29 protein-coding genes and 3 pseudogenes are annotated in these 22654 nt (G+C 51.7%); 15 read left to right on the plus strand and 17 right to left on the minus strand.

Translation table 11 applies throughout. From position 1 onward, the window contains the following. Positions 1 to 11 precede the first annotated feature (11 nt). On the plus strand, positions 12 to 767 hold the full coding sequence (locus tag E0E17_RS19735; RefSeq protein ID WP_130835879.1) for an SDR family NAD(P)-dependent oxidoreductase: 756 nt from the start codon (positions 12 to 14) through the stop codon (positions 765 to 767). A gap of 204 nt (positions 768 to 971) precedes the next feature. Here the strand turns inward: E0E17_RS19735 and E0E17_RS19740 are convergent, their stop codons facing one another. From E0E17_RS19740 to E0E17_RS19755, 5 genes are all read right to left on the minus strand, one after another. Continuing rightward, positions 972 to 1259 carry a type II toxin-antitoxin system RelE/ParE family toxin gene (locus tag E0E17_RS19740; protein ID WP_439654647.1) on the minus strand — a complete coding sequence of 96 codons (288 nt, stop codon included), beginning with the start codon at positions 1257 to 1259 and terminating at the stop codon, positions 972 to 974. Between the two features lie 11 nt (positions 1260 to 1270). Continuing rightward, positions 1271 to 1549 carry an antitoxin of toxin-antitoxin stability system gene (locus E0E17_RS19745; protein ID WP_130835881.1) on the minus strand — a complete coding sequence of 93 codons (279 nt, stop codon included), beginning with the start codon at positions 1547 to 1549 and terminating at the stop codon, positions 1271 to 1273. A 169-nt stretch (positions 1550 to 1718) separates the two neighbouring features. Continuing rightward, positions 1719 to 2093, minus strand: a complete 375-nt coding sequence (locus E0E17_RS20490; RefSeq protein WP_237680852.1) for a POTRA domain-containing protein — start codon at positions 2091 to 2093, stop codon at positions 1719 to 1721. Next, positions 2041 to 2316 (minus strand): hypothetical protein, encoded by a 276-nt coding sequence (locus tag E0E17_RS20495; protein WP_237680853.1) that lies wholly within the window; start codon positions 2314 to 2316, stop codon positions 2041 to 2043. Before E0E17_RS20495 ends, E0E17_RS20490 begins: the two co-directional genes overlap by 53 nt. 442 nt (positions 2317 to 2758) lie before the next feature. Beyond that, positions 2759 to 3748 (minus strand): tyrosine-type recombinase/integrase, encoded by a 990-nt coding sequence (locus E0E17_RS19755; RefSeq protein WP_130835882.1) that lies wholly within the window; start codon positions 3746 to 3748, stop codon positions 2759 to 2761. Positions 3749 to 3982: 234 nt separating this feature from the next. Here E0E17_RS19755 and E0E17_RS19760 point away from each other — a divergent pair, with 234 nt between their 5' ends. The 3 genes and pseudogenes from E0E17_RS19760 (at position 3983) to uspA (ending at position 5425) form a co-directional block, all read left to right on the plus strand. Further along, the gene (locus E0E17_RS19760; protein WP_237680857.1) at positions 3983 to 4294 is read left to right on the plus strand and encodes a type II toxin-antitoxin system HigB family toxin; all 312 of its coding nucleotides are present in this window, start codon (positions 3983 to 3985) and stop codon (positions 4292 to 4294) included. Next, positions 4294 to 4685, plus strand: a pseudogene (locus E0E17_RS19765) (helix-turn-helix domain-containing protein). Before E0E17_RS19760 ends, E0E17_RS19765 begins: the two are co-directional and overlap by 1 nt. Before the next feature lie 302 nt (positions 4686 to 4987). Continuing rightward, entirely contained in the window at positions 4988 to 5425 is a 438-nt protein-coding gene (uspA, locus tag E0E17_RS19770; RefSeq protein WP_130835884.1) for a universal stress protein UspA, read from the plus strand. Positions 5426 to 5436: 11 nt separating this feature from the next. Here uspA and E0E17_RS19775 read toward each other — a convergent pair whose 3' ends face one another. After that, entirely contained in the window at positions 5437 to 5772 is a 336-nt protein-coding gene (locus E0E17_RS19775; protein ID WP_130835885.1) for a hypothetical protein, read from the minus strand. 152 nt (positions 5773 to 5924) lie between these two features. Between E0E17_RS19775 and vapB (E0E17_RS19780) the strand changes: the two genes are divergently transcribed. Both vapB (E0E17_RS19780) and E0E17_RS19785 read left to right on the plus strand, forming a co-directional pair. Continuing rightward, positions 5925 to 6155, plus strand: a complete 231-nt coding sequence (vapB, locus tag E0E17_RS19780) for a type II toxin-antitoxin system VapB family antitoxin (RefSeq protein ID WP_021312767.1) — start codon at positions 5925 to 5927, stop codon at positions 6153 to 6155. Further along, complete coding sequence (locus tag E0E17_RS19785; protein WP_130835886.1) at positions 6152 to 6568, plus strand: type II toxin-antitoxin system VapC family toxin; 417 nt, start codon at positions 6152 to 6154, stop codon at positions 6566 to 6568. The genes vapB (E0E17_RS19780) and E0E17_RS19785 overlap by 4 nt, the downstream gene beginning before the upstream one ends. 41 nt (positions 6569 to 6609) lie before the next feature. Here E0E17_RS19785 and E0E17_RS19790 read toward each other — a convergent pair whose 3' ends face one another. Beyond that, the gene (locus E0E17_RS19790; RefSeq protein ID WP_207302110.1) at positions 6610 to 7206 is read right to left on the minus strand and encodes an NADPH-dependent F420 reductase; all 597 of its coding nucleotides are present in this window, start codon (positions 7204 to 7206) and stop codon (positions 6610 to 6612) included. A 71-nt stretch (positions 7207 to 7277) separates the two neighbouring features. Continuing rightward, positions 7278 to 7442 (minus strand): annotated as a pseudogene (locus E0E17_RS19795) (SDR family oxidoreductase); the annotation flags it as partial. Positions 7443 to 7454: 12 nt separating this feature from the next. Between E0E17_RS19795 and E0E17_RS19800 the strand changes: the two are divergent. Next, positions 7455 to 7802: pseudogene (locus E0E17_RS19800) on the plus strand (Tn3 family transposase); the annotation flags it as partial. A 48-nt stretch (positions 7803 to 7850) separates the two neighbouring features. Further along, positions 7851 to 8150: a helix-turn-helix domain-containing protein gene (locus E0E17_RS19805; RefSeq protein WP_130835887.1), complete on the plus strand. Its 300-nt coding sequence runs from the start codon at positions 7851 to 7853 to the stop codon at positions 8148 to 8150. Between the two features lie 1795 nt (positions 8151 to 9945). Here E0E17_RS19805 and repA (E0E17_RS19810) read toward each other — a convergent pair. Together repA (E0E17_RS19810) and repA (E0E17_RS19815) are read right to left on the minus strand one after the other, a co-directional pair. Further along, the gene (gene repA / locus E0E17_RS19810) at positions 9946 to 10965 is read right to left on the minus strand and encodes a plasmid replication initiator RepA (RefSeq protein ID WP_130835888.1); all 1020 of its coding nucleotides are present in this window, start codon (positions 10963 to 10965) and stop codon (positions 9946 to 9948) included. Continuing rightward, positions 10965 to 11690, minus strand: a complete 726-nt coding sequence (gene repA / locus E0E17_RS19815; RefSeq protein WP_130835889.1) for a plasmid replication initiator RepA — start codon at positions 11688 to 11690, stop codon at positions 10965 to 10967. The genes repA (E0E17_RS19810) and repA (E0E17_RS19815) overlap by 1 nt, the downstream gene beginning before the upstream one ends. Before the next feature lie 542 nt (positions 11691 to 12232). On the opposite strand from repA (E0E17_RS19815), the gene vapB (E0E17_RS19820) reads away from it, so the two are divergent. Next, positions 12233 to 12460 carry a toxin-antitoxin system antitoxin VapB gene (vapB, locus tag E0E17_RS19820; protein WP_130835890.1) on the plus strand — a complete coding sequence of 76 codons (228 nt, stop codon included), beginning with the start codon at positions 12233 to 12235 and terminating at the stop codon, positions 12458 to 12460. After that, on the plus strand, positions 12460 to 12876 hold the full coding sequence (gene vapC / locus E0E17_RS19825) for a type II toxin-antitoxin system tRNA(fMet)-specific endonuclease VapC (protein WP_130835891.1): 417 nt from the start codon (positions 12460 to 12462) through the stop codon (positions 12874 to 12876). Before vapB (E0E17_RS19820) ends, vapC begins: the two co-directional genes overlap by 1 nt. Before the next feature lie 106 nt (positions 12877 to 12982). On the opposite strand, the gene E0E17_RS19830 is transcribed toward vapC, so the two are convergent. Further along, the gene (locus E0E17_RS19830; protein ID WP_207302111.1) at positions 12983 to 13180 is read right to left on the minus strand and encodes a hypothetical protein; all 198 of its coding nucleotides are present in this window, start codon (positions 13178 to 13180) and stop codon (positions 12983 to 12985) included. A gap of 327 nt (positions 13181 to 13507) precedes the next feature. Here E0E17_RS19830 and E0E17_RS19835 point away from each other — a divergent pair, with 327 nt between their 5' ends. Continuing rightward, positions 13508 to 13873 carry a hypothetical protein gene (locus E0E17_RS19835; RefSeq protein ID WP_130835892.1) on the plus strand — a complete coding sequence of 122 codons (366 nt, stop codon included), beginning with the start codon at positions 13508 to 13510 and terminating at the stop codon, positions 13871 to 13873. Between the two features lie 10 nt (positions 13874 to 13883). After that, positions 13884 to 15980, plus strand: coding sequence for a pyrroloquinoline quinone-dependent dehydrogenase (locus E0E17_RS19840; RefSeq protein ID WP_130835893.1), 2097 nt, complete (start codon positions 13884 to 13886; stop codon positions 15978 to 15980). Positions 15981 to 15986: 6 nt separating this feature from the next. Here the strand turns inward: E0E17_RS19840 and E0E17_RS19845 are convergent, their stop codons facing one another. The 3 genes from E0E17_RS19845 to E0E17_RS19855 form a co-directional block, all read right to left on the minus strand. After that, complete coding sequence (locus E0E17_RS19845; protein WP_130835894.1) at positions 15987 to 16406, minus strand: nucleotidyl transferase AbiEii/AbiGii toxin family protein; 420 nt, start codon at positions 16404 to 16406, stop codon at positions 15987 to 15989. A 289-nt stretch (positions 16407 to 16695) separates the two neighbouring features. Next, positions 16696 to 18369 carry a methyl-accepting chemotaxis protein gene (locus E0E17_RS19850; RefSeq protein WP_130835895.1) on the minus strand — a complete coding sequence of 558 codons (1674 nt, stop codon included), beginning with the start codon at positions 18367 to 18369 and terminating at the stop codon, positions 16696 to 16698. 44 nt (positions 18370 to 18413) lie between these two features. Continuing rightward, positions 18414 to 18650: a hypothetical protein gene (locus E0E17_RS19855; RefSeq protein WP_130835896.1), complete on the minus strand. Its 237-nt coding sequence runs from the start codon at positions 18648 to 18650 to the stop codon at positions 18414 to 18416. Between the two features lie 242 nt (positions 18651 to 18892). Between E0E17_RS19855 and E0E17_RS19860 the strand changes: the two genes are divergently transcribed. From E0E17_RS19860 to E0E17_RS19865, 3 genes are all read left to right on the plus strand, one after another. Continuing rightward, positions 18893 to 19489 carry a serine acetyltransferase gene (locus E0E17_RS19860; RefSeq protein WP_130835897.1) on the plus strand — a complete coding sequence of 199 codons (597 nt, stop codon included), beginning with the start codon at positions 18893 to 18895 and terminating at the stop codon, positions 19487 to 19489. Between the two features lie 62 nt (positions 19490 to 19551). Beyond that, entirely contained in the window at positions 19552 to 19740 is a 189-nt protein-coding gene (locus tag E0E17_RS20565) for a metallophosphoesterase family protein (protein WP_337587010.1), read from the plus strand. Between the two features lie 42 nt (positions 19741 to 19782). After that, complete coding sequence (locus E0E17_RS19865; RefSeq protein ID WP_337587011.1) at positions 19783 to 20289, plus strand: metallophosphoesterase family protein; 507 nt, start codon at positions 19783 to 19785, stop codon at positions 20287 to 20289. A 67-nt stretch (positions 20290 to 20356) separates the two neighbouring features. Here E0E17_RS19865 and E0E17_RS19870 read toward each other — a convergent pair whose 3' ends face one another. The 3 genes from E0E17_RS19870 to E0E17_RS19880 all read right to left on the minus strand — a co-directional run bounded on the left by E0E17_RS19870 (position 20357) and on the right by E0E17_RS19880 (position 22493). After that, a complete protein-coding gene (locus E0E17_RS19870) occupies positions 20357 to 21097 on the minus strand; it encodes a hypothetical protein (protein WP_130835898.1) in 741 nt (246 codons plus the stop codon). Positions 21098 to 21228: 131 nt separating this feature from the next. After that, positions 21229 to 21627: a CesT family type III secretion system chaperone gene (locus tag E0E17_RS19875; RefSeq protein WP_130835899.1), complete on the minus strand. Its 399-nt coding sequence runs from the start codon at positions 21625 to 21627 to the stop codon at positions 21229 to 21231. Then, the gene (locus E0E17_RS19880; protein ID WP_130835900.1) at positions 21627 to 22493 is read right to left on the minus strand and encodes a hypothetical protein; all 867 of its coding nucleotides are present in this window, start codon (positions 22491 to 22493) and stop codon (positions 21627 to 21629) included. The genes E0E17_RS19875 and E0E17_RS19880 overlap by 1 nt, the downstream gene beginning before the upstream one ends. Positions 22494 to 22654 lie beyond the last annotated feature (161 nt).

The following is a 22654-nucleotide window of genomic DNA, read 5'->3' on the forward strand; positions in this document are numbered from 1 at the left end:
AAGGAAAAAATATGAGCGATATTTTATCCGGTTTTCTTCCTGATATGTTTGCAGGCAAAACCGTGCTGGTTTCAGGCGGTACCAGCGGTATAGGGCTGGAGATTGCCCGGGGCTTCAGCCGACTGGGAGCAACAACAATAGCGACAGGCAGTTCTGCCAGTAAGCTGGCGGACTGTCGGGAGCGTGCTGAAGATAAAGCGATTGATTTTCGGCAGCTCGATGTCAGTGATAGCGCGCAGGTCTCAGCGCTCTTCACCTCGCTCCTGAAACTTGATGTGCTTATCAACGCCGCCGGTGTTGCGCGTCCCGAAGAAGAATATGAAGAGTCTGTGTTTATGCAGGTGATGGATGTAAATCTGAACAGCGTAATGCGACTCAGCCAGGCTGCTATACCCAGGCTGCTTGAAAGCAGCGGTTGTATTGTGAATGTGGCTTCAATGTTGAGCTACCTTGCTGATGCCCTGGTGCCTGCATACTGTGCCAGTAAAAGTGGCGTAACCGGTCTGACCCGGGCTCTGGCCCATCGCTATGGACCTCAGGGCGTCAGGGTAAATGCGATAGCGCCTGGCTATCATAAGACCAGTATGACGCGTCCTTTGTGGAGCGACCCCTCAGCAGCGGAGCATATTTGTCAACGTACGGCTTTAAAACGCTGGGGGCGTGCCGATGACCTGACAGGTGCTGCCATTTTTCTGTGCAGCGATGCTGCGCAGTACATAACAGGTGTTACGTTGCCTGTAGACGGAGGCTATGTCAGCGGAATGTAGAGGCGAAGGCAGGTCTGACATCTGTAGATTTAATTGATGTTTCAACAAGTTTACCGCCAGATCCCTGCATATTTCCATCATCATTCATTACCTGGCAGAGGCGGGAGTGCGCATAATCACGCTGCATTATGGCTAATGGCCGGGGAGAAGCAGCATTGAACAGCCATGTTCTGCCGGGCACGAATAGTCCGGCTCACAGACGGATTACGGAATGTCCGGCGATACCGGCGGCCAGCACCACCGGGCTGTGTGGATCAGCGTCACTATCCAGACGGTATCAGTGTCTTCATCCAGCTCGTACACAAGCCGGTAATGTTCATGCGGTATCAGCTCTCGCGTGCCGACTATCTTTCCCGGCACACCCATCAGCGGCTGCTCTGTCAGCAGGGCAGCCGACTCGCTGAACCGCTCATCCATCTCCGCTGCGGCCTGCGGATTTCGTTCTGTCAGGTAATCCCATATCGCTGTACGGTCATCCAGTGCCTCCGACACCCAGCGCACCTTTATGCCTTATCTGCCACTCTGGCCCGCCGCTCTGCGAAGAGCCTTTCAACCTCTTCGTTATCCACTCCTTCACCTGACCGGATGGACTGACGTCCTTTCTCCACTTTCTGCGCCAGGTAAGCATCGTAAGCCCGGCTCTCGCTCTGACGCCTGATGTATTCCCGCATCAGTTCACGTACCACCTGAGAGGCCGGTCTGTCGCTGGCTTTGGCTGCGGCGATAAAGTCTTCCCGCAGGGAGCTTTCCAGCTTCATCGTGAACACCGCTTCTTTAGGCATGGTTCTTTCTCCCACTCGGCTTAAGTACTGACTGAGCAACAGATAAAAAACCCAGCCTTTGAGGGCGGGATATCTGTCACTTAATAAAAGTCTGGATCTATTCGATCCTCTGCTTTCAGGATCTCAAGGAAGCGATTATAGGCATCTGGCAACCCTTCAACTAAGTCATCTAACCGGGCCTGGAGGATGGCTGAATTTCAATCTGAACTGGTGTACGGCGTACCCGGTTAATTTGTTCCATGCCCTGTTCAATATCACGCAGATTCAGAATATTCCCTTCCAGCCTGGTGAAGGCCATCTTCAGCATACGTGAATGTTTTCCGTCGATCCGGATAGACTCTAATTTTTCTTCCAGTACCGGAATAATTAACTTACCCTGGGACAAATCCTGTTCCGTTAAAAAGGCCCGGCTGGTGATATAACCGCGTTGCATATACCAGGCTGAAATGTCATGTATCAGCGCATTAATTTCTGTTAAGTTCAGACAATGGTTAATATAGGGCGTAGTAATGTGCTGTTGCTGGCTTTTTGATATCAGCGTCACAAAGAATCATGATGTGATTTACAGGGAAACAGGGGCTGGATGAACCGGAATTTTCAGCGGCCATGCCCTGCGGGGCGGCAGCATTCCACAGTGCATCGCGCTGCTGCTGATCCTGCTGCACACGCTGTTGCTGCTGATTCTGTATGTAATCACGGTCGCCCGGTGTTAATGGCGCAGCAACTGTATATGAAGAAAGAAATATGGCGCTGAGCGCCCCCAACATCCTTGTATTCGACATCTTCGTCTGAACTATTAATTAAACTGAGTGTAAATTTTACGTAAGCAAGTGCGAAGAAGGATATTACCTTATCAATCAGAAATTTCTTACTGGCAGGTAAAAACAATTTGATTTTTTTACTTGTGTTAAGCCTTTATATTTCTCATAAAAAAGAACGGCGTCAGGAATAATGTTGCGAGTAATATATTTTTAACCTCGCTTTTATTTGTGAATGGAAATTTTTTTCATGGCTGGAGTGCACGAATTCAATTTTTACTGGTGCAAAGTTAATCAGACTTAATTATAATTACATCCCGTAATCAACGAGATTGGTCTGGTTTTCTTCCAGCCCGAATGTTGTTGCACTTATAAGGTTTTATGGGTGCAGGGTATAAGCACTACTGGTTCTCTGATTGACGAAAAGTCTGTTAAGTGGCGAAAGAGGCTCTTAAAATTTCAGCTTATCCGCCGCCTTCCGTAAACGTTCATCCCCGCGCCGGTCATATTTTTGCGTGGTGGTAACGCTGGCATGACCCATCGCATCCCGGACGGTGATCAGATCCTCGCCATTATCCAGCATCATAGTCGCAAATGTGCGGCGTAAATCATGCGGTGCGCATTCATCTATACCGCTTTCAACCCGACGCTGACCAAGAATGTGATACACCGCCTGCGGCGTCATGCGCTGAAAAGTGACATCGTCACCGGCACGTATCCGGGTAAACAATGGCCCGTCCAGTTCGCCGCGGATGGTTTCTGTCCACAGATGGATGCGTTGCCGGACCGTATCCGGCATAAAAGCCAGCCGCTCTTTATTCCCTTTGCCGCGCACCACCAGCGCCTGTTCCTGATGCAGAATGCTGGCGTAATCCAGGTTGATCACTTCCGAACGGCGCAGACCGCAGCCGAGCATCACTGCCAGCATCGCGGCATCGCGCGGGCCTTTGCAGCCGGGGTCCTGTTCACAGCTGCGAAACAAGGCGTGAATTTCGTCGGCTGCCAGCGCCCGGCCACGGGTTAATCGGCTTCCCCGGACGGCGCGTACGGCCAGAATTTGCTGACAACTTTCGGTATCCATCTGCTTCATCATCCATGCCTCGCGGGCGGTGCCTTTCAGGGCAGACAGATAGGTATTGATGGTGGCGGGTGCCCGGCCACTGACCGAAAGCATTTCCAGCAGGCCCCGAATATGGTGACGACGCAGACTGCCCCAGGCGCAGCTTTGCAGGGAGCTGAAGCCGAGCATCTTCGCCACGATATTCAGGAAAGAGCCCATCGTTTGCCGGCTGGCGGAGGACGAGAGACCGATCAGGTAGGCCTGCGCCGGATTCAATGGCTGGCTACCGTTGATCGCCGCCAGGGCAAACGTATCCTGAGCCTCTATCGAAGAGAGATGCAAGGCGCGCGGCAGCAGGCTGTCATCAATCGGGTCAGTCATCGGTGTCCTTATCAGGGTGAATGGTGCCCTCAGCAGAGCGTGCTCAGGTTTGAAATCTGCCCGGATTATCCCTCAGGTTATTGCTTTCCGTAAAGCTACTTTCCCAAAGATACATTTTAATAAGTAGAGGTTGAATACATATCCTGGTATTTACCCATCTATATGAAAACAAAAACAGCGCCTCACCTCTTGAAGTCCCCAGATGGGACTATCAACTTGGGTCCAATATGGGATATCAAGGAAAGGCAGTGCGAATTATATCGCGCATCTCTCCAACGATTCTGGGAAACATATAATCAGGCGGAGCAGCCTCTAAAAGCGTGGGTAGATGAGGTTAGTAAGGCCCAATGGAAAACGCCACAGGATATTAAGAACAAGTACAGGACAGCCGATTTTCTGAGTAATAATCGGGTAGTGTTTGATATTAAGGGCAATCACTACGGGCTGATTATCGTAGTGGCTTACAGATTCCAGGCGGTCTACATTAAGTTTGTTGGAACACACGCTGAATACGACAAGATAGACGCAAACACGATGGATATGTGATGACTTATAAAATTAAACCGATTCACAACGAAGCAGATTATAAGGCAGCCCTGGCAGCCGTATCCCCACTGTTCGACAATGAGCCGGAGCCGGGGACTGAAGCCGGGGATTTTCTGGAAGTAATGATCCTGCTTATCGAAAAATACGAGCAGGAACACTATCCGATTGAAGCGCCTGAGGCGGTAGAGGCGATTAAATTCCGCATGGAGCAGATGGGCTGACGGCGAAAGACCTGGTGCCGGCGATTGGACGCCCGAACCGCGTCTATGAAGTGCTGAACAATAAGCGTACTTTGACGCTGCCGATGATCCGTAACCTACATGAAATGTTCAATATCCCGCTGGCGTCACTGGTTGGCGCAGCAGAATCCAAACGAGCGAGAGTGCAGTAGTAACCGAAGCCCGCTACGCGCGGGCTTTTTTAACCCTGCTGCGCGTGGTTAAAAAAGTCCGTCCAAACCACTTGTAAGTAGTGTAAACCGAATCCGGGCATTATCACCGTAATAGCACATCGCATGCTGTCTAACGGATGACGCAGTGCCGATCAGTAACCCAATACGATTGTTTTTTTGACTAACAGCATTAATTGCTCCTGATCAATTGCTTAAAAAATAAGCATAGCAAGCTTTTTATCACGTCCCTGATTGACGGATGACTCCGGTTGCTGCTCGGGGCGTGTGAGAGGAGTAATATTATGACTTATAAACATATTTTGATTGCTGTAGATCTCTCTCCTGAGAGCCGGTTACTGGTGAAAAAAGCCGTCTCGCTGGCCCGACCTTATGATGCCAGGATTTCCCTGATACACGTTGATGTGGGCCCTACTGATATTTATACCGGTCTGATGAATGCTAACCTCGGTTATACGCAAGAGTATGTTTCGCAGAAAATCCAACAGGCTCTGAAGATCCTTGCTGATTCAGCACAGTATCCCGTCAGCGAAATGTTGGCTGGCAAAGGCGATTTTGCCCGTATTCTGGAGGATGCGGTCAAAGAGCACGGAGTTGATTTGGTCGTCTGTGGACATCATCAGGATTTCTGGAGCAAACTGGTATCGTCAGCGCGTCAGTTAATCAGCAAGGTGCATACCGATATGCTGATTGTGCCGCTGCGTGAAGATAATGACGTATGATCCTCTTATCATTACTTTAAAGCCGGCTGTTCACTGTTCAGAATTTTAAAAGACACTTCAATTGTATGCAGAACGGATAAGGTTGCAAAATAAACCAATAAGTGAACCACTAACGCTGCTGCATACGTGCACCAGTGCAAATGTAAATAATAAGCAAAGCGGCGTTTTCCGGTGCAGCGCGCCGGGTCACGGAACGGGGGTAGGACACAACATATAGCGTCACCGTTAGCTGATAACAATACTACATCTTGTTTTCTTGGGCCGCTGCGCCCCGTGGGCCATAAAGAAGATCCGGTTTTGCCTTTTTCCGGATCTTCCGTGAAAAAGAAAGAAATCAAAATATGCATTACCTATGCATATATCTGTCATCCGCATATGGTCAACATATTCATATATCCATCATCTGCATATACTTACCCTATGCAAATAACCTAAAGACACATATACTTCGCATATGCTTAAGGTTTTCCGGTAGCCCACACGGGCGGGAGATAAAAAAATGCGAACAGTATCTATTTTCAAAAACGGCAATAACCGAGCCATTCGACTTCCCCGGGATCTGGATTTTGAAGGGGTGAGCGAGCTGGAGATCGTCCGGGAAGGGGACAGCATCATCCTGCGTCCGGTCCGGCCGACATGGGGCTCGTTCGCGCAGCTTGAAAAAGCCGACCCTGATTTTATGGCGGAGCGTGAGGACGTTGTCAGTGATGAGGGAAGATTTAACCTGTGAACAAGACCTTTATGCTGGACACTAACATCTGTTCATTCATCATGCGTGAGCAACCTGAAGCCGTGCTGAAGCGGCTGGAACAGGCAGTGCTGCGTAATCACCGGATCGTGGTCTCGGCTGTCACCTATGCTGAAATGCGCTTCGGCACCATCGGGAAAAAAGCCTCACCGCGCCACGCTCTGCTGGTTGACGCCTTCTGCGCCCGCCTCGATGCCATTCTGCCCTGGGATCGTGCCGCCGTGGATGCCACCACGGAGATTAAGGCCGCACTGACTGTGGCCGGCACACCAATCGGCCCCAACGATACGGCGATTGCCGGGCATGCCATTGCCGCCAGCGCCATCCTGGTGACGAATAATACGCGGGAGTTTGCGCGGGTGCCGGACCTGGTACTGGAAGACTGGGTAAAATAAGCTGCTGGCTTCAGGCATATCATTTGTAAACTCCCGGCATGCTATTTCAACGTGCCGGGTATTTTGTCGTTAAGGGTAGAGGCCAGAACGGAACCCATAACGATGCCAGCGTCAGGACAGTCGCTGTCGCTGCGCAATCGGCGCAAAACCCAGATTTTGCGCAAGCACACCAACCTCCTCAGCGGCAGAGTTATCGTCGCCCGCCAGGAACACAACTCGCCTGCCACCCTGGACGGCCGGATCTTGTGCAAGGACAGATGCACCCAAATGATTGAATCCTTTGACCAGTCTTCCTCCGGTGAAGCCTGCGCGACGAATCTGGAAGAAGGCTGTCCTCCCAGTTCCTCAGGGGACACACCGTAGGCATTAGTCACGTCGATGATGGTCTTTCCCTTCCAGCTCGTCAGCGCCTTTGCGACCTCCCGATGTGCCTCGAAGCGGACAGCCAAAAAAACGACGTCCGCCCTGACCGCTTCCGTCAGGGTTTGGGGAATAATACCGGATCCGATCGCGGCGGCGGTGGATGCAAAGCTTTCCGGGGCGCGTGTGGTTGCTACAGACACGTCTATGTCACTGCGGGCAAAAGCTCTGGCAAGGGCCTGGCCAATCTGGCCGAAACCAATGATTGCGTAACTCATATATTTTCCTTCAGTTTATTTCGCCCCAGGGGTTCCGAACACCTGGATGGAACCCTCTGGGACACAGGGAGTCAGAGTTGTGCCAGACCACCGTCAACGGCGACCTCGCTGGCGGTCATGAAACTGCTGTCCGACGATGCAAGAAAGGCGGCTACTGCCCCGATCTCCGCCGTATCTGCCATTCGTTGCAGTGGGGTCATCGAAGCGTAGACCTTCATGCCTTCCTCGCCCAGCGAATGGACCATGATGCCGACTATGGCGTGCTGAATGATATTGCCAGAGGCCAATCAGATCCCCGAAAAATAGTCCTTCAATGGGACGAAATGATCCGGACCGCAGGCTCCCTTAAGCTGGGCAAAGTACAGACTTCAGTGCTGGTCCGTTCATTGCTGAAAAGTGAACGACCATCCGGACTGACTCAGGCAATCATTGAAGTGGGGCGCATCAACAAAACACTGTATCTGCTTAATTATATTGATGATGAAGATTACCGCAGACGCATTCTGACCCAACCTAACCGGGGAGAAAGCCGCCATGCGGTTGCCAGAGCGATCTGCCACGGACAGAAAGGTGAGATAAGAAAGCGATATCAAGATCGCTGAGGATGAGTACACGGCTCACCTGGCGAAACTGGAGGGAAAGTAATGGCTACTTTAACCGAATTACTGAACGATGTTGGCCCGGAACGCCGTGAAAAAATCGAGGCCCGGGCAGAAGAAATGATCCGGGAAGTTACCCTGGCGCAAATGCGCGAAGAGCTGCAGATGTCTCAGACTGAACTGGCTGCGGCTTTGGGCGTCAAGCAACCCGCCGTTGCCCGCATGGAAAATCCCGATAACGATCCACGTCTGTCCACACTGAAACGCTATGTCACTGCGCTGGGCGGAGAGCTGTATATTGGTGTAAAACTCCCGTCAGGTAAGCGTGTTGCCTATCCTCTCTGATTTCTGATGCTGTCCGCTACGGGCAGCATATGTAGTCTGCCAGGCAGCTGGCGCGGACACCACATATAGCGTTATCTACAGAAACGGTGGATAAGTCGCCGGATTCGGTAATTTTTTATGTTTGATTCGGCAGAATGGGCGTTTTACCGAACGGCGGCAGAAGGGCATAAAAAAACCGCCTGGCGGCGGCCTCATAAAGCAGAAAACCCGCTCAAGGCGGGTTATCTGCTCTGTAGCCTGTGATGCTTCGCGGGCATCCGGCGTACAGCATGGTGAAATTCTTCTTTTAGCGGGTTAATTATACGTCTTATGACCTACCCTTGCAAATGAGTATTCTATAAGCAGCATTTACCGTTTATAATGCGGCCAGCTAAGGAAGTAAAACTACGTGAAACCGCCTCTGAACGCAGCCCGATCAAGCTCTTCAAAACTGAATTTGGTAGTGAACAGTACCGGAACTGTCGGCAAGCAGGCAGCTAAGGTATAGCCCTCTTCTGGTTTCGCACCCGGAAGCCTGGGCGGCAGCGTGGTGAAATTCTTCTTTTAGCAAAGTGAATGGCATAGCCGGATGGGTGGATTAGAGGAAAGGGGACTGCCTAGTAACCTACGCGCCACAGAGATGGAGGTGCGGGGAATGATTGAGCTGATTATCGCTATTCTGACCTTAATTGCGGCTGTATTGCAGTTGATCAACTGGTTCCTTTAAGGTGCCGGAGTCTGTGAAGGTGAAAGCCTGAACGGGCAAAACTGAAAGGTTTATAGCCGTCCTCTTGGGCGGCTTTTTTCGTTGTTCAGCTTAGTTCGGAAGAATGGCCGTTTTACCGAGTCCATGTGAGTAGCAAAAGAAAATCGCCTCGTGGTGGTCTTGAAGCAGATTACAATCGCCAGTGTCGCTTCTGGCACACAGCGGACATAATACTTCCGTAGAATTCACTCTTAAATTAATTCAGGCTGGCGAGCAGTGCGCAGCCGGCTCTCTGAATGACGCGCCAGCGTCATGGAGGCGACAACTGCTGAAGGGGTGCCGGTAGCCCGGCGTTGCCGGTTCCGTTCTGACAGGTTCTGCCTGACCTGACCTTCGCCCTGCCAGGCCAGACCCGCTAAAAGCGATGCTGTGGTGTCTGTGCGCGGTCGGAGTGGTCACGACAAGGCGTAGCCGCAGCCGGGGCGTATCTCCGCGTTAGCGGCGTTCAGCCGCTTACGAGCGTGTAATCCGATCTTCCCGGCATGATACTGACAGCCATGATGTAGCTTGTAGTTACATCATTCATTAAAGCCACTCCTGTTCCGGGCCTCCGGCCCGGGCGGGGGCGGCTGTTCAGTGGGGGCAACCGGGTTTCAGGTACAGCTTCGGGTTTCAGGGTTTTGTCGGGGAGGGACGCAGGGTTTTGGTTGGGCTCGCTTGTTGTGGGTTAAATGTTGAATATGGATGATGTAACTAATATATTACCTTTCCCTGCCGGCAGGAGCTGTATCCTGTTCCGGTGTTATCCACAGCGCCGGGAGTGACAAAGATCATTCTGACTTCAGTCAGAAGACATATAAAAAAGGGTGTAAGACTGTTTTCCGGATTATTTGATTCCCGGTTGCCGACCTTTGCTGTTATACCATTGCGGATTATTGTGAATAAAAATTTTTACAGTCGATAACAGCTGTTTTTTCTCTATAAAACGCTTTTGCGGACACCCTTTTGCCGGTAAGACGTCCACAGCGGACGGTCGCGGTACATTCAGAACAACGACGAAAGCCCCGTTTAAGGGGCAGCGTGAAAAGCAGCGGGTTCAGGGGAATATCGTCAGGCAGGAGCTTCCCTGGCCATGAAGAGATTCATCTGGCAGAGCTGGTGGATGGCCAGCTGCTCAAGCCGATCGTTATTACAGAACAGACTTTCACCGGCCGGCATCGTTCTCCTGATATGCTTCATCATTTCGAAAAGCTGCATATCCTGCGGTAATTTCGCAAGGAGACTGGCGCGCTTGCGCATTGCCCCTCTCTCGCGACGAAATCTGAGCGCGTCGGCCCGCTTCTTGTCATACCAGCGTTTGCGTGCCGTGTGAGCCGATATGACTTCATCACCGGAGATAATGCCTTCTGCAATCAGCTGGCGACGCTCTTCACTTTTACGCAGCGCTTTTTCCTGCTCTTTCGCCAGCTTTTCCATATCAACGCCGAGCATGCGAAAGGCGGTATCGGTAAGCCAGACATATTTGGGGAACCACTGTCCGGACTCACGATCCCATGCTTTCTCATCCGATACAGCCAGAACGCCGTATCTGACCTGTTCTGCAATAAGTCGCGACATACGGCTCACTGTCACGGCCGTTTCGGGGATAACGTTACCCTTGCTGTCTTTAGGACTCACCTCATGCGCGAGTCGGGTTATGCACATGCCCACCGAATGCCTGCCAGCGTCACAGAAGCTGATCCAGAGGGGCCATGATGCATCGAGTAAGCGGGCTTTTTCCGGTTTGAAATGGTTCTTCCGGCCTGCCTGCTGACGATGAGTGATGTAATAGGGATGCAGCGACATGCGCATACGCAGCCGGGGTTGACCCGATACCGGATCTTTTTTTACCAGCCGGTTATAGGCGTAGCCGAGCTGTCCGCCCAGCTGCTTGTAACGCGCCGGACGAAACCACTCCGGCTTTTCACATTTCGGGCGCGTCGAATGGTTACCACGAACGTGACGGGTAAATTTCTTTTTAACGGGCACAAGGAAGGAGGTGGTTTTGCCTGCATCCACATCCTGCCAGAAAAGAATCTGTTCCTCTGTACTCAGCTGGCTCCAGTGCCTTGTCGGGGTGTTCTGCTTCATCACAGCGTTCCCCTTTTATTCTGCTGCCTTTCGCATTTACGCCGCGCTGCACGAAGATGATCGGGACGTATCCGCAGAGCCTTGAACAACTCAGGGGTGAAATAGATCCGTGCCGCTGCTCCGCGAACTATAAACCCGAACTGTTTTTCAAGAGCCTGAATTGCCCGTGTAACCCGGGATATGCTCACCGTGCCGTTTCTGGAGACCGTTGCGAGCCCGCATTCCATTGCCAGCTCTGAAAAAGATCGGTCTACGGAATTGGTCAGGGGATTGTAATAGAAACACATTCCCTGCAGGAGGACGTGAATTGCCTGTAGTAACTCTGGCCTCGGTTTACTTTTCCGTACACCACGCATACACATCACCAGCATTTTTATATGAAAGCGATAACTGAACACGTATGCACGGGCTTTTTTCATCAACTGTCGACAAAAACGCGGCCGTATTACCTCTGATGACGGTACAAAGCGGGGTTCTGCTCGCTGAAAAATGGTGTGATCGCCGTTTTCATCAGACGGCAAATCTGTTTCGACTGAATTGAAGCTGACACCTGAATTGCACGGGCGGACTAAGCACAGTCTGGATTGTTTTTCTCTGAGCATAAATTTATACTCTCCCTGCGCGGATTTATTGTTCTGCGCAGAAGTCCTTGTAAACCCCGTTAATCTTCGTTTGTCGCTAAACTTCGGAGGATTTTCGGGGTTTTCTTTTGCCGAATCCGGCATATTACCGGTTCAGCTCCCTGCCACCTTACGGCGTGGCCAGCCTGTTTCTCTGTACAGAAGACAATCTATCACAACCCCGTGCGCTCCTCAATTCGCTGATATTATTAGCTTTTACCCTAACAACAGCGTCTCTGGTAAGCGAGATATTAAAAATCAGAGGATTAGTGATATACCGGAAAAGCCACTGGCGAACGGGCATAGCCGGCATGACGAAGGTAAGTGCTTTTCTGGTACGGCAACTGGTCTGTATCCCGGCGCTACTGTCAGAATTCAGGGCTGCATTTGACAGATTCGGGCATAGCGTATTATCAGGACGATGGCCACGGTGACGTAATAAGTCGTGGTGTCACGGAATTCACTTCAGGGTTTTCTGGGCTCATGGCGCATCAGGTTTACCTCATCGTTCGTCATCACAAACATGCCCGGGCTTCCTATCTTCCCGGAACAGAGCTATATGTGCCTTACATACAGACTTTTGACATATCTGTGGCTGCCTCACATAATGGATATACCCTTTGTATATCCCGATAAAGGAGGCAAGCATGCAGACAACACTGTTTCTCAGTAACCGGACACAGGCTGTCAGGTTGCCTAAATCCATTTCATTCCCCGATGGGATCAAAAACGTGGAAATCATTGCTGTAGGCCGAAGCAGGCTCATAACGCCGGTCGGTGAATCCTGGGACAGCTGGTTTGACGGTGAGAACGTCAGTGCTGATTTTATGAGTACAAGAGAGCAACCCGCAGAGCAGGAGCGGGAAGGTTTCTGATGCTAAAGTTCATGCTTGATACCAATATCTGTATTTTCACGATCAAGAATAAACCTGAACACGTCAGAACGCGCTTTAACCTTAATACAGCCCGAATGTGTATCAGCACTGTCACACTGATGGAATTGATCTACGGTGCGGAAAAAAGTCAGGCACCGGAACGTAATCTTGCGGTTGTTGAAGGTTTTTTGTCCCGCCTCGATGTGCTGGATTATGACGCGCTGGCTGCAGTCCACACGGGCCAGATTCGCGCAGAACTGGCCCGTAAGGGGACACCGGTTGGTCCTTACGATCAAATGATTGCAGGCCATGCCCGCAGCCGCGGTCTGATTGTTGTGACGAATAACCTGCATGAGTTCGAGCGTATTCCCGGCATCCGAACTGAAGACTGGAGCCAACCCCCGCATCATAGATAGCCTCCCGGCTCAGGATCCTTTACAGGGAGTGGAGATTTCCATGCCGATATTTCTACAGAGCTGTTACTGCGTTTTAAGAGAGGATCTGACTATTAAGCCGGACGTTTCAGACGTCAGTCACTGATTCTTTCGCTTTTGTCTGCCGCATACCAGCTGCGGATGACTGCCAGATCAGAGCTGCGGCAGCGACTGCAAGCCAGGGCAGTAGCATTTCGTTCAGTTTCTCCCAGCCCAGCCGTTCAAGCAGAGCGTCCGCGCTCAGCGAACAGGCCAGCCCCACCGCAAAAATCTGCCTGCTATCCATCAGTCGCAGGCGTGGTTATCATCCCGACAAGCCATACCCAGGAGGCAGGCCAGGCTGGCCCATGCCGTTTTGTCGCTCCGCTCCTGTCCATTCTTAGCATCGCAAGTCAGAAAATAGCCATGATTCATTCAGCGCTTTAGCCTGCAAGGCATTGCTTATTCTGAAGACGTTAAAACGTTCCAAAAATCCTCTTCTATACTCTGTGATGTTTAGTGAATTATGCCGCTGTTCTTCACATCTGTTATTACCGGTACGATTAATTGCCGCATAAGCCCGCTACTACGCCATATTTATGACTTGTTCATTTTTCTTAGGGGACTTCCTGGTATGTTGCACTCTCAATCCTCACGCACCGGCAGCCTCTTGCTGCTGCTGGCTGCGGCAATTGGCTTCGCGGTGGCGTTATACGCCTGGCTGACGCCGCTTACCGGCGTCACCGGTACCATTGGTGCGCTGGGCGTGGCCATCGCCAGCGCGGTGCTGGCGGTACTGACCTTTCTTCTGCGTGCTGCATCCGGCCGCGGAGCGCGCATTTTCCTGATTATTGTCACCCTTTTGGTGTTGTCTGGTATTGGTTTTGCGGCCGCGCTGCTGCACCAGTACCTCATTACGGCAGCCATGGTGGTCGGCCTGATTGGCCTGATTGCGCTGAGCAGCAATTCCGCCCGTCACAATCAACGCGTCAAAGCCTGAGGAGCCACCCGTGTATAATCTTAAACACTATCCATTAATGAAAATCAGCATGACGGTGCTGGCGCTGCTTGTTGCCCCGTTCACGCTGCAGGCGCAGGATAAAGCCACTGAGGCCTCTCAGGGGACCCAGGAAGAACTCAACGTGGATGCAGCGGATCAACAAGCGCCGGGCACCACGGAAACCACCGAGAATGCCTCTACCAGCAAAAGTGAGGGACAGAAAGTGGCGTCGGCCAGACAGCCGTCATCGCCGCTGGTGCCCTCCGCCGCCACCTGGGACAGCTTTCACGGTCAGCTTAATGCGCAGAAATACAGCCCGCTGACCCAAATCACGGCGGAAAATGTCGGCAAGTTAAAAAAAGTCTGGGAGTTTCATACCGGCGACGTTTCGGATGGTAAAGGGGAAACACCCGCTACCGTCTGGTCAGCAACGCCTGTTTTTGCTAACGATACGCTCTACATAGGTACGCCTTTCGACCGCTTGATTGCGCTGGACCCGGGCACCGGGAAAGAGAAGTGGCACTATGATACTAAATCGCCACGCCAGGCACTGACCCAGCCGGTGCTGAAAAATCGCGGCGTCTCCTACTGGCAGGCAAAGAACGCGGTGGCCGGGGAGGCCTGCCAGAAGATCGTTTATATGGGCACCGTTGATGGCAAGCTCTACGCACTGGACGCCGATTCCGGCAAGCCGTGCAGCGGCTTTGCGGACAACGGCGTGCTGAATGTGAATCAGTGGAATACGGTAAACGCTAAATTCCCGCTCTCCATCCTGCAGCCACCAACCGTGGTCGGCAACCATCTGCTCGTCGGCTGGGCCGGCAAAGACTGGGCCTATGCCGAAGCGCCTCCGGGCAGCGTATTTTCAATCAATGCTCAGACCGGCGAGCGTGAATGGACCTTTGAAGCGATCCCGGCTGAAATCCGTAAACGCACCGGAACGGCCAACGTCTGGACGCATATGTCTGCCGATGAGGCGAACGGTCTGGTCTATCTCCCCGTCTCATCCCCGTCCCCCAACTACTGGGGCGGTAACCGTGTCGATCCTATTCCGCTCGGCACCTCTACCACCGCACTGGATATCAACACCGGTAAAGTAGTCTGGTCTCGCCAGTGGGTGCATCACGATGTGTGGGATTACGATATTAACTCAGCGCCAACGCTGATGGATATCACCGTAAACGGCAAACAGATCCCGGCTCTGGTTCAGGCCACCAAGCAGGGGTTCCTGTTTGTGGTAAACCGCCTGACGGGGGAGGATGTGTGGCCTATTGAAGAGCGTCCTGTCCCGCAGGGCGATGATTCGGTAAAGGGGGAAGTACTTTCGCCAACCCAGCCATTCCCGACCAAACCCGCGCCGCTGCTCGATCAATCGAAAAAGCCGGAGATCTGGAAGCTGGCGGATATAGTGGGTGCTGGCCAGTGTTCTCGTCTGTGGGATAATCTCACCTATGAAGGAATGTACACACCGCCAACCACCAAAGGAGAAGGAGCGCTAACCTATCCGGACAGCGCTGGCGGTGTCCAGTGGGGCGGGGTAGCGTTTGATCCGCTGAAACAGATTGCCATAGTGAACACCTCACATATCGTACAGTACGTTAAGCTCTACAGCCGCGAAGATTACGATAAAGCGGACAAAAACGCAGGCAACGAGAGCGGCTTCGCGCCGCAGGAAGGCGCCCCGTACGGCATGCGCCTGCTGGTGGCGAACAACTGGCTGGGTATGCCGTGCTGGAAGCCGCCGTTTGGTGAAATCGTGGCGCTGGATATGCATACGGGCGATGTGAAATGGCGTCGTCCGGTTGGCGCATCGCAGCAGTATGGTTTCTTTATGCCGGAGAACTGGGGTTCACCTACCATCGGCGGCCCGGCCGTGACGGCGGGCGGAGTGATATTCATCGGCGCCTCAATGGATGCCAAAGTGCGCGCCTACTCGGTTGAGAGCGGTGAAGAGCTTTGGTCCGATCAGGTGGAAGCGCCTGCGGTGGCGAATCCTTCAGTCTACGAGTACAAAGGCCGTCAATATGTGGCCTTCGTCGCGGGCGGCAATACTATCCTGAAGGATCAGGTGGGCGACCAGGTGGTGGTTTACGCGCTGCCTGAATAATCTTTATTAAACGTTTGATGAAATCAGCGTGGGGCCTGCGGGCCCCATTTTTATATACGTAAACATAACTTTTACCAACTTATAACAGACTTTCCGGAACTGGCTTCCTTTAGACTCACCGGGTTTTCTGACATACCTCAGCCCGACAGAAATCGTCTGCTCAGCGGCTCGCATGCAGGTTTTAATCTGATTACCGTTCCGCCACTGATTGTCGTACCTGGCCAGATCAGCATCTCCTGAAAACCTTTTGATAATGCCAGAGACCCTGGATATCACCGTGCTGCCTTTAAAAACAAAATCTCCCCTGAACCCGGACTGGCTTAACTGGAGAAGAACCCGGGTAACCCAGTACTCCTTCTCGACATAAACCTCAGGTAGCATTTTCTCAGGATCAAAGGCGAAAAATGCGCACCGGGTAACCTGCATGCTGGATACATAACTTGTTCATATTGGGAAAACCAGAACCGTAAAGCGTCTCCACACAGGACCACCCGACCTGAAAATTAATCAGATTTTGCAAGATAGCCGGGTAAAAGCTAACGGTTATACAGGATTAAAGAACCGATTGCCGGTGACGCTGTTTCGCAATGAAGTGACACGGTCACATCCAGAGGAGTGGTGTCAGTGCGCCTGCTTTATAGCAGGAGCACTGGTGCCTGTCACCATTTCCCGGCGATCAGGCTAAAAAGCTGTCTGTTCAGAGGTAAGAGATACGTCAGAACGTTTCCCAGTTTTCAGTGGTGCTAAGTACAGCTTTCTTGCTTTGCATTACCATCGGCCGTGGTGCCGGTTTTGCCGCAGGCTGCAATGCTGCCTGCGCAACGGAGGGGTCAACAGCACCGGCACCCTCAAGTCTGAACAAACTGACCACACTTTGCAGCGCCTGCGCCTGTTGCTGCATGGCTTCGGCTGCCGCTGCAGATTGTTCAACCAGTGAGGCATTCTGTTGTGTCGTGGCGTCAATCTGCCCCATAGCACTGTTAATCTGACCTACGGCGTCTCGCTGTTCCTGACTGGCCTGCGTGATCTCATTGATCAGCTGTTCCATGTTTCGCACGTTGCCGACAATCTCGCTCATCCCGCTATCCGCTTTTTCCACCAGTTCACGGCCGGAGGCGACACGGGCGACAGAGGCATCAATCAGCACTTTGATTTCCCGCGCGGCGGATGCACTGCGCTGTGCCAGCGTACGTACCTCGCCTGCAACTACCGCGAAGCCACGACCGGATTCACCGGCACGCGCTGCCTCCACGGCAGCATTCAGAGCCAGAATGTTCGTCTGAAACGCAATCCCATCAATGACCTGAATGATGTCAGACATTTTAAATGAGGAATCATAAATTTCCTGCATCCGCGTCGAGACTTCATTCATCACTTCGCTGTTATGCTTCACGATGGCCGTCGTTTGCGTCACGTACTGATGTGCCTGAGCTGTGTTGCCCGCGGTATTGCCGATGGTAGACGTCAGCTCCTCAAGCGTTGCAGCGGTTTGTTCTACACTGGCGGCCTGCTCTTCGGTGCGGGCAGAGAGATCATGGGTGCCGTTGGTGATCTCCGAGGCAGCCAGCGTGATATTGTCGGCACCCTGACGCACTTCCCGTACGGTCTTACGCAGGCTAACGGTCATATCACTTAACGCCTGTAACAACTGCCCCAGCTGATCGCTGGAATTAACCACCACCCTGGTTGCCAGATTGCCGGCGGCCACTTCACGTGCAACACGCACCGCAGATAACAGCGGGCGGGTAATGCTGCGGGTGATAAACCAGGCTATCAACGCGCCAAGCAATACCGCCACCATCCCCAGAATAATAAAGGCGCGCATGGCAGACATCCCATTGCTTTGCATCGTGTTTCCGACATTATCAATCAGCTCTTTTTCCGTATCCGCGACCGCCCTGACACTGTCAGAATAAGCCTGCATGGCGGGCAACAGCTGTTCATGAACATGCTGATTTAATAACAGCGCATCACCCGTTTCGCTGAGTCTCATGGCCTCAGCGCGCGCAGCAGTATTTAATTTTCGCTTTTCATTAATAACTTGTATGAGCTGTTTTCCTCGCTCAGTCGTTACCATTTGCGTCAGGATTTTTTGCACCACGCTGGCGCGCTCAGAATTTTTTTTCATTTTTTGCGCTGCAAACTGTTTTAGTTCCGGATCGTTTGATGTCATTACTAACAGACCCAGCGCGGCATTGGTGTCGATAATGGACAACCATTCCGTTGCTACGCGTTCCCTGACCAGATAATCATCCGTGACTTCGTCTGCCTGTTTAAGCATTCCGTCCATATAGCCTACGCCGACCCCTGCCATAATAATCACCAGCATGAGGATCAAAGAAAACCCTCCCCCCAGGCGAGTGCCAATACTAAAATTTTTTATTTTCATAATGATTCCTGCAAAAACAATTGCGCCCGTTTAAGCCGTAACGCTTAACGGGAAGGAAAAAGCTGTAGTTTCAATGAAATGATGCAAAATAACCGGGTATCGATCACGCTGCGATCGATACCCGGTTTATCGGCATACCAGGCATTAACTTTAGAAAAGGGGTACGTAACGCTGAATACAGCTTCGGTGCGGGTAAAGCTGTCTGTTTTTTGATGATTTTTAATAAACAGCTTTAGAATAAGAAAGGATTTATGCACATCTAACCTTTTAAAATAGCACATTCTCCCACCTCCTGAAACTATCAAAAATAGTAGTGGCGTCTTCACCTCCGAACTTCCCTGGCTATTATTTACATCATTCCTGTACAGAAGCGTAACAGCCCATCGGCAATTGAGGGGACAGGAAATAGAAATCAACGTCTTCTATGGCCAAAAAATAAGATGATTAAAGTGCTTTTTCAGCGCTTTGCTAAAAACAGCACCTTTTAAAATCATGCTGTTTTAAAACCAGCCCAGAGGTAGTTATGACAGAGCGTTCGCCGGCCTGTAAAAACAGTCATGCTGTTTTTACTTATACAGATGCCTGGGACCATTTTAAAGAGTGTCTCCGTTTAGAAGTTATTCATAAGGACGGAAAAAAGAAATTTTCCTGGTTCAAAGTGTTACACCGTGTCCTGTTCAGCTATAAAAAGAAATTTTATTTCTGGTGGCGACTGGCCAATTACATGCACACGCGCCCTTCCCCACGCCTGCGGAAATGGGCCCGAAAAATCAATCACCGACTGCTGCAGAAATATGGTGCAGATATCAGCGTGGAAGCTGTTATTGCTCCGGGAATGAAAATCAGCCATTACGTCGGCATTATTATCCGGGCAGAATGCGTTATCGGACGCAATGTTAAGTTACGGCAGAATACGACCATTGGCAGAAAGGATTCCGGCAGTGTCAACGGCAAAACCGTGATCGGTGATAATGTGGATATTGGCGCGCACAGCTGCATTATTGGTGATATCAATATTGGAAATAATGTTACTATTGGTGCTATGTGCTTTTTAAATAAAGACATTCCTGCGAATAGCGTAGTATATTCAGAAAAGAGCATGATCATACGTAATAAATGACCGCGACTCACTGAGCTTCACCTTTACAGGGTGTTGCTTATCCAGGAAATGAGGAGGAACACATGCTTATTGCTCAGATTTCTGATATCCATGCTTCCTCTGACAATGACAATCTGGCGCGGTTTGAACGCGCTCTTGAGTGGCTGGCGCAGGTAAACCCGGATGCGCTGGTCGTTACCGGCGACCTGATCGATGATGGCTGGCATGAAGGTGATAAACATATTGCCGCCCAGTTACGAGTGAAAACATAGCCGACGTTTATCCTGCCGGGGAATTCAGATGATCGGGTTGCGATGCGTTCAACCTGGAGCAATCATCCCTGGGCAAAAGATGCCCCCGGAGAGGCACTGCATTTCGTCGCAGACATGGAAGGGCTGCGGCTGACAGGACTTGATACAACCGTCACTTGCAGCGCCGCTGGTAGCGTTACCGGCCACCTTGAGTGGCTCGAAAAGCAGCTATACGCGGAAAGTGGTTCCGTATCGCTGTTATTTCTACATCATCATGTATTTGAAACTGGCATCTCTGCAATGGATCGCATTATGTGTGGCGGCCTTCAGGAGATGGCAGAAATGTTCGTCCATCCCCCCTGTAAACCCATGGCGATCGCGACAGGACACGTTCACCGGCCGGCCAGTAGCAATTTTGCAGGTATCCCCGCTTATATCTGCGGTTCCATATGTCCGGCAAACCCGCTGTGGTTTGGTGCAGAGAAGATCCCCCGGGTGGCTGATCCAACCTTACTGATGATCCACAGGTTTGCCAGTACCCGACTGACCAGTTACCCCGTCTCGGTTTAAACAGATAAATGACAGATTGTTCTGACCAGAGCCTTGTACCTCACTGGTCAGCCACTGGCTGCCCGGATTATTCGGCAAACAGAAAGCGGTACATCACTTCTCCGGAAATCCCCAGGTCATCATTCGACGCCAGTAACCAGAGTTCTCTGGCTGTGGCGGTGAAAAGCGTCTCGTCGGCGTATTTTTCAATGACGCTGGCCAGATGCGCTGTCTGCAACGCGTCTGGTTCATCCTGAAAGTGGTAATACCCTGCCAGCCAGAGATTGGTTGTCTGACCATCGACCCTGTCCTGAAGGGTATGAAAGAGATTACGGCCCTCTCTTTTTTCCGGATAAATTTTAAAGTAGATCCTGCCGGTATTGATTGTCCCGGCGAAGGGGCCACCGACACGATAACCTGGCCTGCGGGTATGCTTAACCCACGTATTCAGTTTGTCTGTCAGGGCGGGAAGCGCTTGCTCCGAAAATCCGCGACAAAGGGTAACATGAACCAGCGACCGCCGTTGTGCCATCGCCTCCCAGGCTATGGCACCGGCGAAGCTGCTTTGCCTGAACTCCCGGTCCAGATCGCTGAATACCGTGCTACTCTCGAGCGCGTCCATAGCAACAGGCAAGACCAGAGAGTAGCGACGCTGTGAATAGCGGCCCAGCTCATACCCTCCAGAAGCGGCGATTACCGCCGGATGGCCGGGGTTGATCAGCGGAAGATAAGCCCGCCGATAGGCTTCATCAAACCTGAGCGCTTCTGCCGGAAAAAAACGCCTGGCTGAAGCCATATAGCCCAGTTCCGAATCAGAAACGTAATGCATCAACACCTCCCGAAAGCGATGATCGCTGACTCTGCAGGATAACGTATTTGTCCGGCCGGGCTCGTGACCTCGCTGACAGGTTCCGTGAAAATCCCCACGAAAAGCCGCAGTGGAGTGATGAAAAAACAGGTTCAGCGCAGGGAAATTACCCTTATCGTCTCGTTTATCTGATCGACCAAACGTTCAAACAGGGTAATCAGCGTATTGCCATCCAGATTCACAAAGCGTTCACGACTCCACAGCAACACCGTTTTTTCATCTCCCTGAACTGACAGGGTAATCGCGGGAGCTGGCTGGTCAAAACTATTTTGACTCAGCAGCCGCCAGGCCAGCCCATTATCATATTCCGCTGGCAGACACCCCAGACTCGCAACGATTAACAGTTCATCCCGACTCAGGGGGGTGAACCGGATACTTGCATATTCAAAATCGATATTGATGCCCTGGTTTTCTGACAGCATGGGTGCGCTGACGTTCAGGTAGCGTAAAAGCGGCTGCATCAGCTGATCAAATGCACGGGAAGTTATCATCAGTGATCCTCCCCGTCAGGGAAAAGGGGGCGAGCTTGCTGCATAGCCAGTGCGTGTCGTTCGTAGAAAGCGCGATCGACAATATTATCCAGTATTTCCGCCTCATTATCCCGATTCTGATAACGGACACCCAGGTTGCGGATGGCATGCATACGCCCCTGCAGTCTGATTCTTTCCGGACTTTCCAGCACTTCGTTATAAGCAGGTGTCTGATGTTGCTGATTAATATGCAATATACGTTCATTGCTGAGCGGTACAACCTCACCGAATGCCTCCTCTGCCATTTTAGGCACCGAAGACGGCATATGAACGTCCAGTATCCGCTGGCTGTCCGGTTGGAACTGAGCATTATCTGCCAGATGCGCCCGGGCAAAAACCGGCCATGAATCGACAATGACGGCCTGACGCGGCTCACGCAAATCACCAATGACATTAAACTGGTGATCAGGGTGGTTAGCTGCCGCGTAAGTATAAATGGGGCGCTTCAGGTCCATCATAGATAAATACGCCATGGCCAGAGCCGACTGTTCACCACAAGTGCCTCCCAGTGCGGCTAAGGCTGATTTAACAATAGCCTGATTATCCCCCTGGAAGTCTTTGTCACGCACGTGACGAGCGGCAACAGCACGCTGATAACTCTCCCCCCGGGTCAGAATATAGTCTGTTTTCTGATTCCCCGTTCCTCCTGTCAGTGTCTCTTTGACGAGATCGATGACGTTCTGAGCCGTTTTTAACTCACTCATCTGAACGGGCGAAACCTGAACAGTTTCGCCACGATGCCGACCCGGCATGGCTTCCCACAACTTCACTGAGTGGGGCTCGCTACTTTTGATCTGAGATGAGATGCCAGGGAGTTCCGGGAACATGAGTTTCTCCATAAGGTTAAAGTGAATAACCTGAGTGTTCCCGGGGCAACAGCAGTTCCCGACATGAGTCGAAAAATAATGAAAGGCAGTCGGCGAAGGTCATGCAATAAAAGCGCATAGCGACAAACGGACTGGTTATATCAGGTGAATGATAAAGCTTC

This window comes from [Erwinia] mediterraneensis (assembly GCF_900604315.1).
GTDB lineage: Bacteria > Pseudomonadota > Gammaproteobacteria > Enterobacterales > Enterobacteriaceae > Pantoea > Pantoea mediterraneensis_A.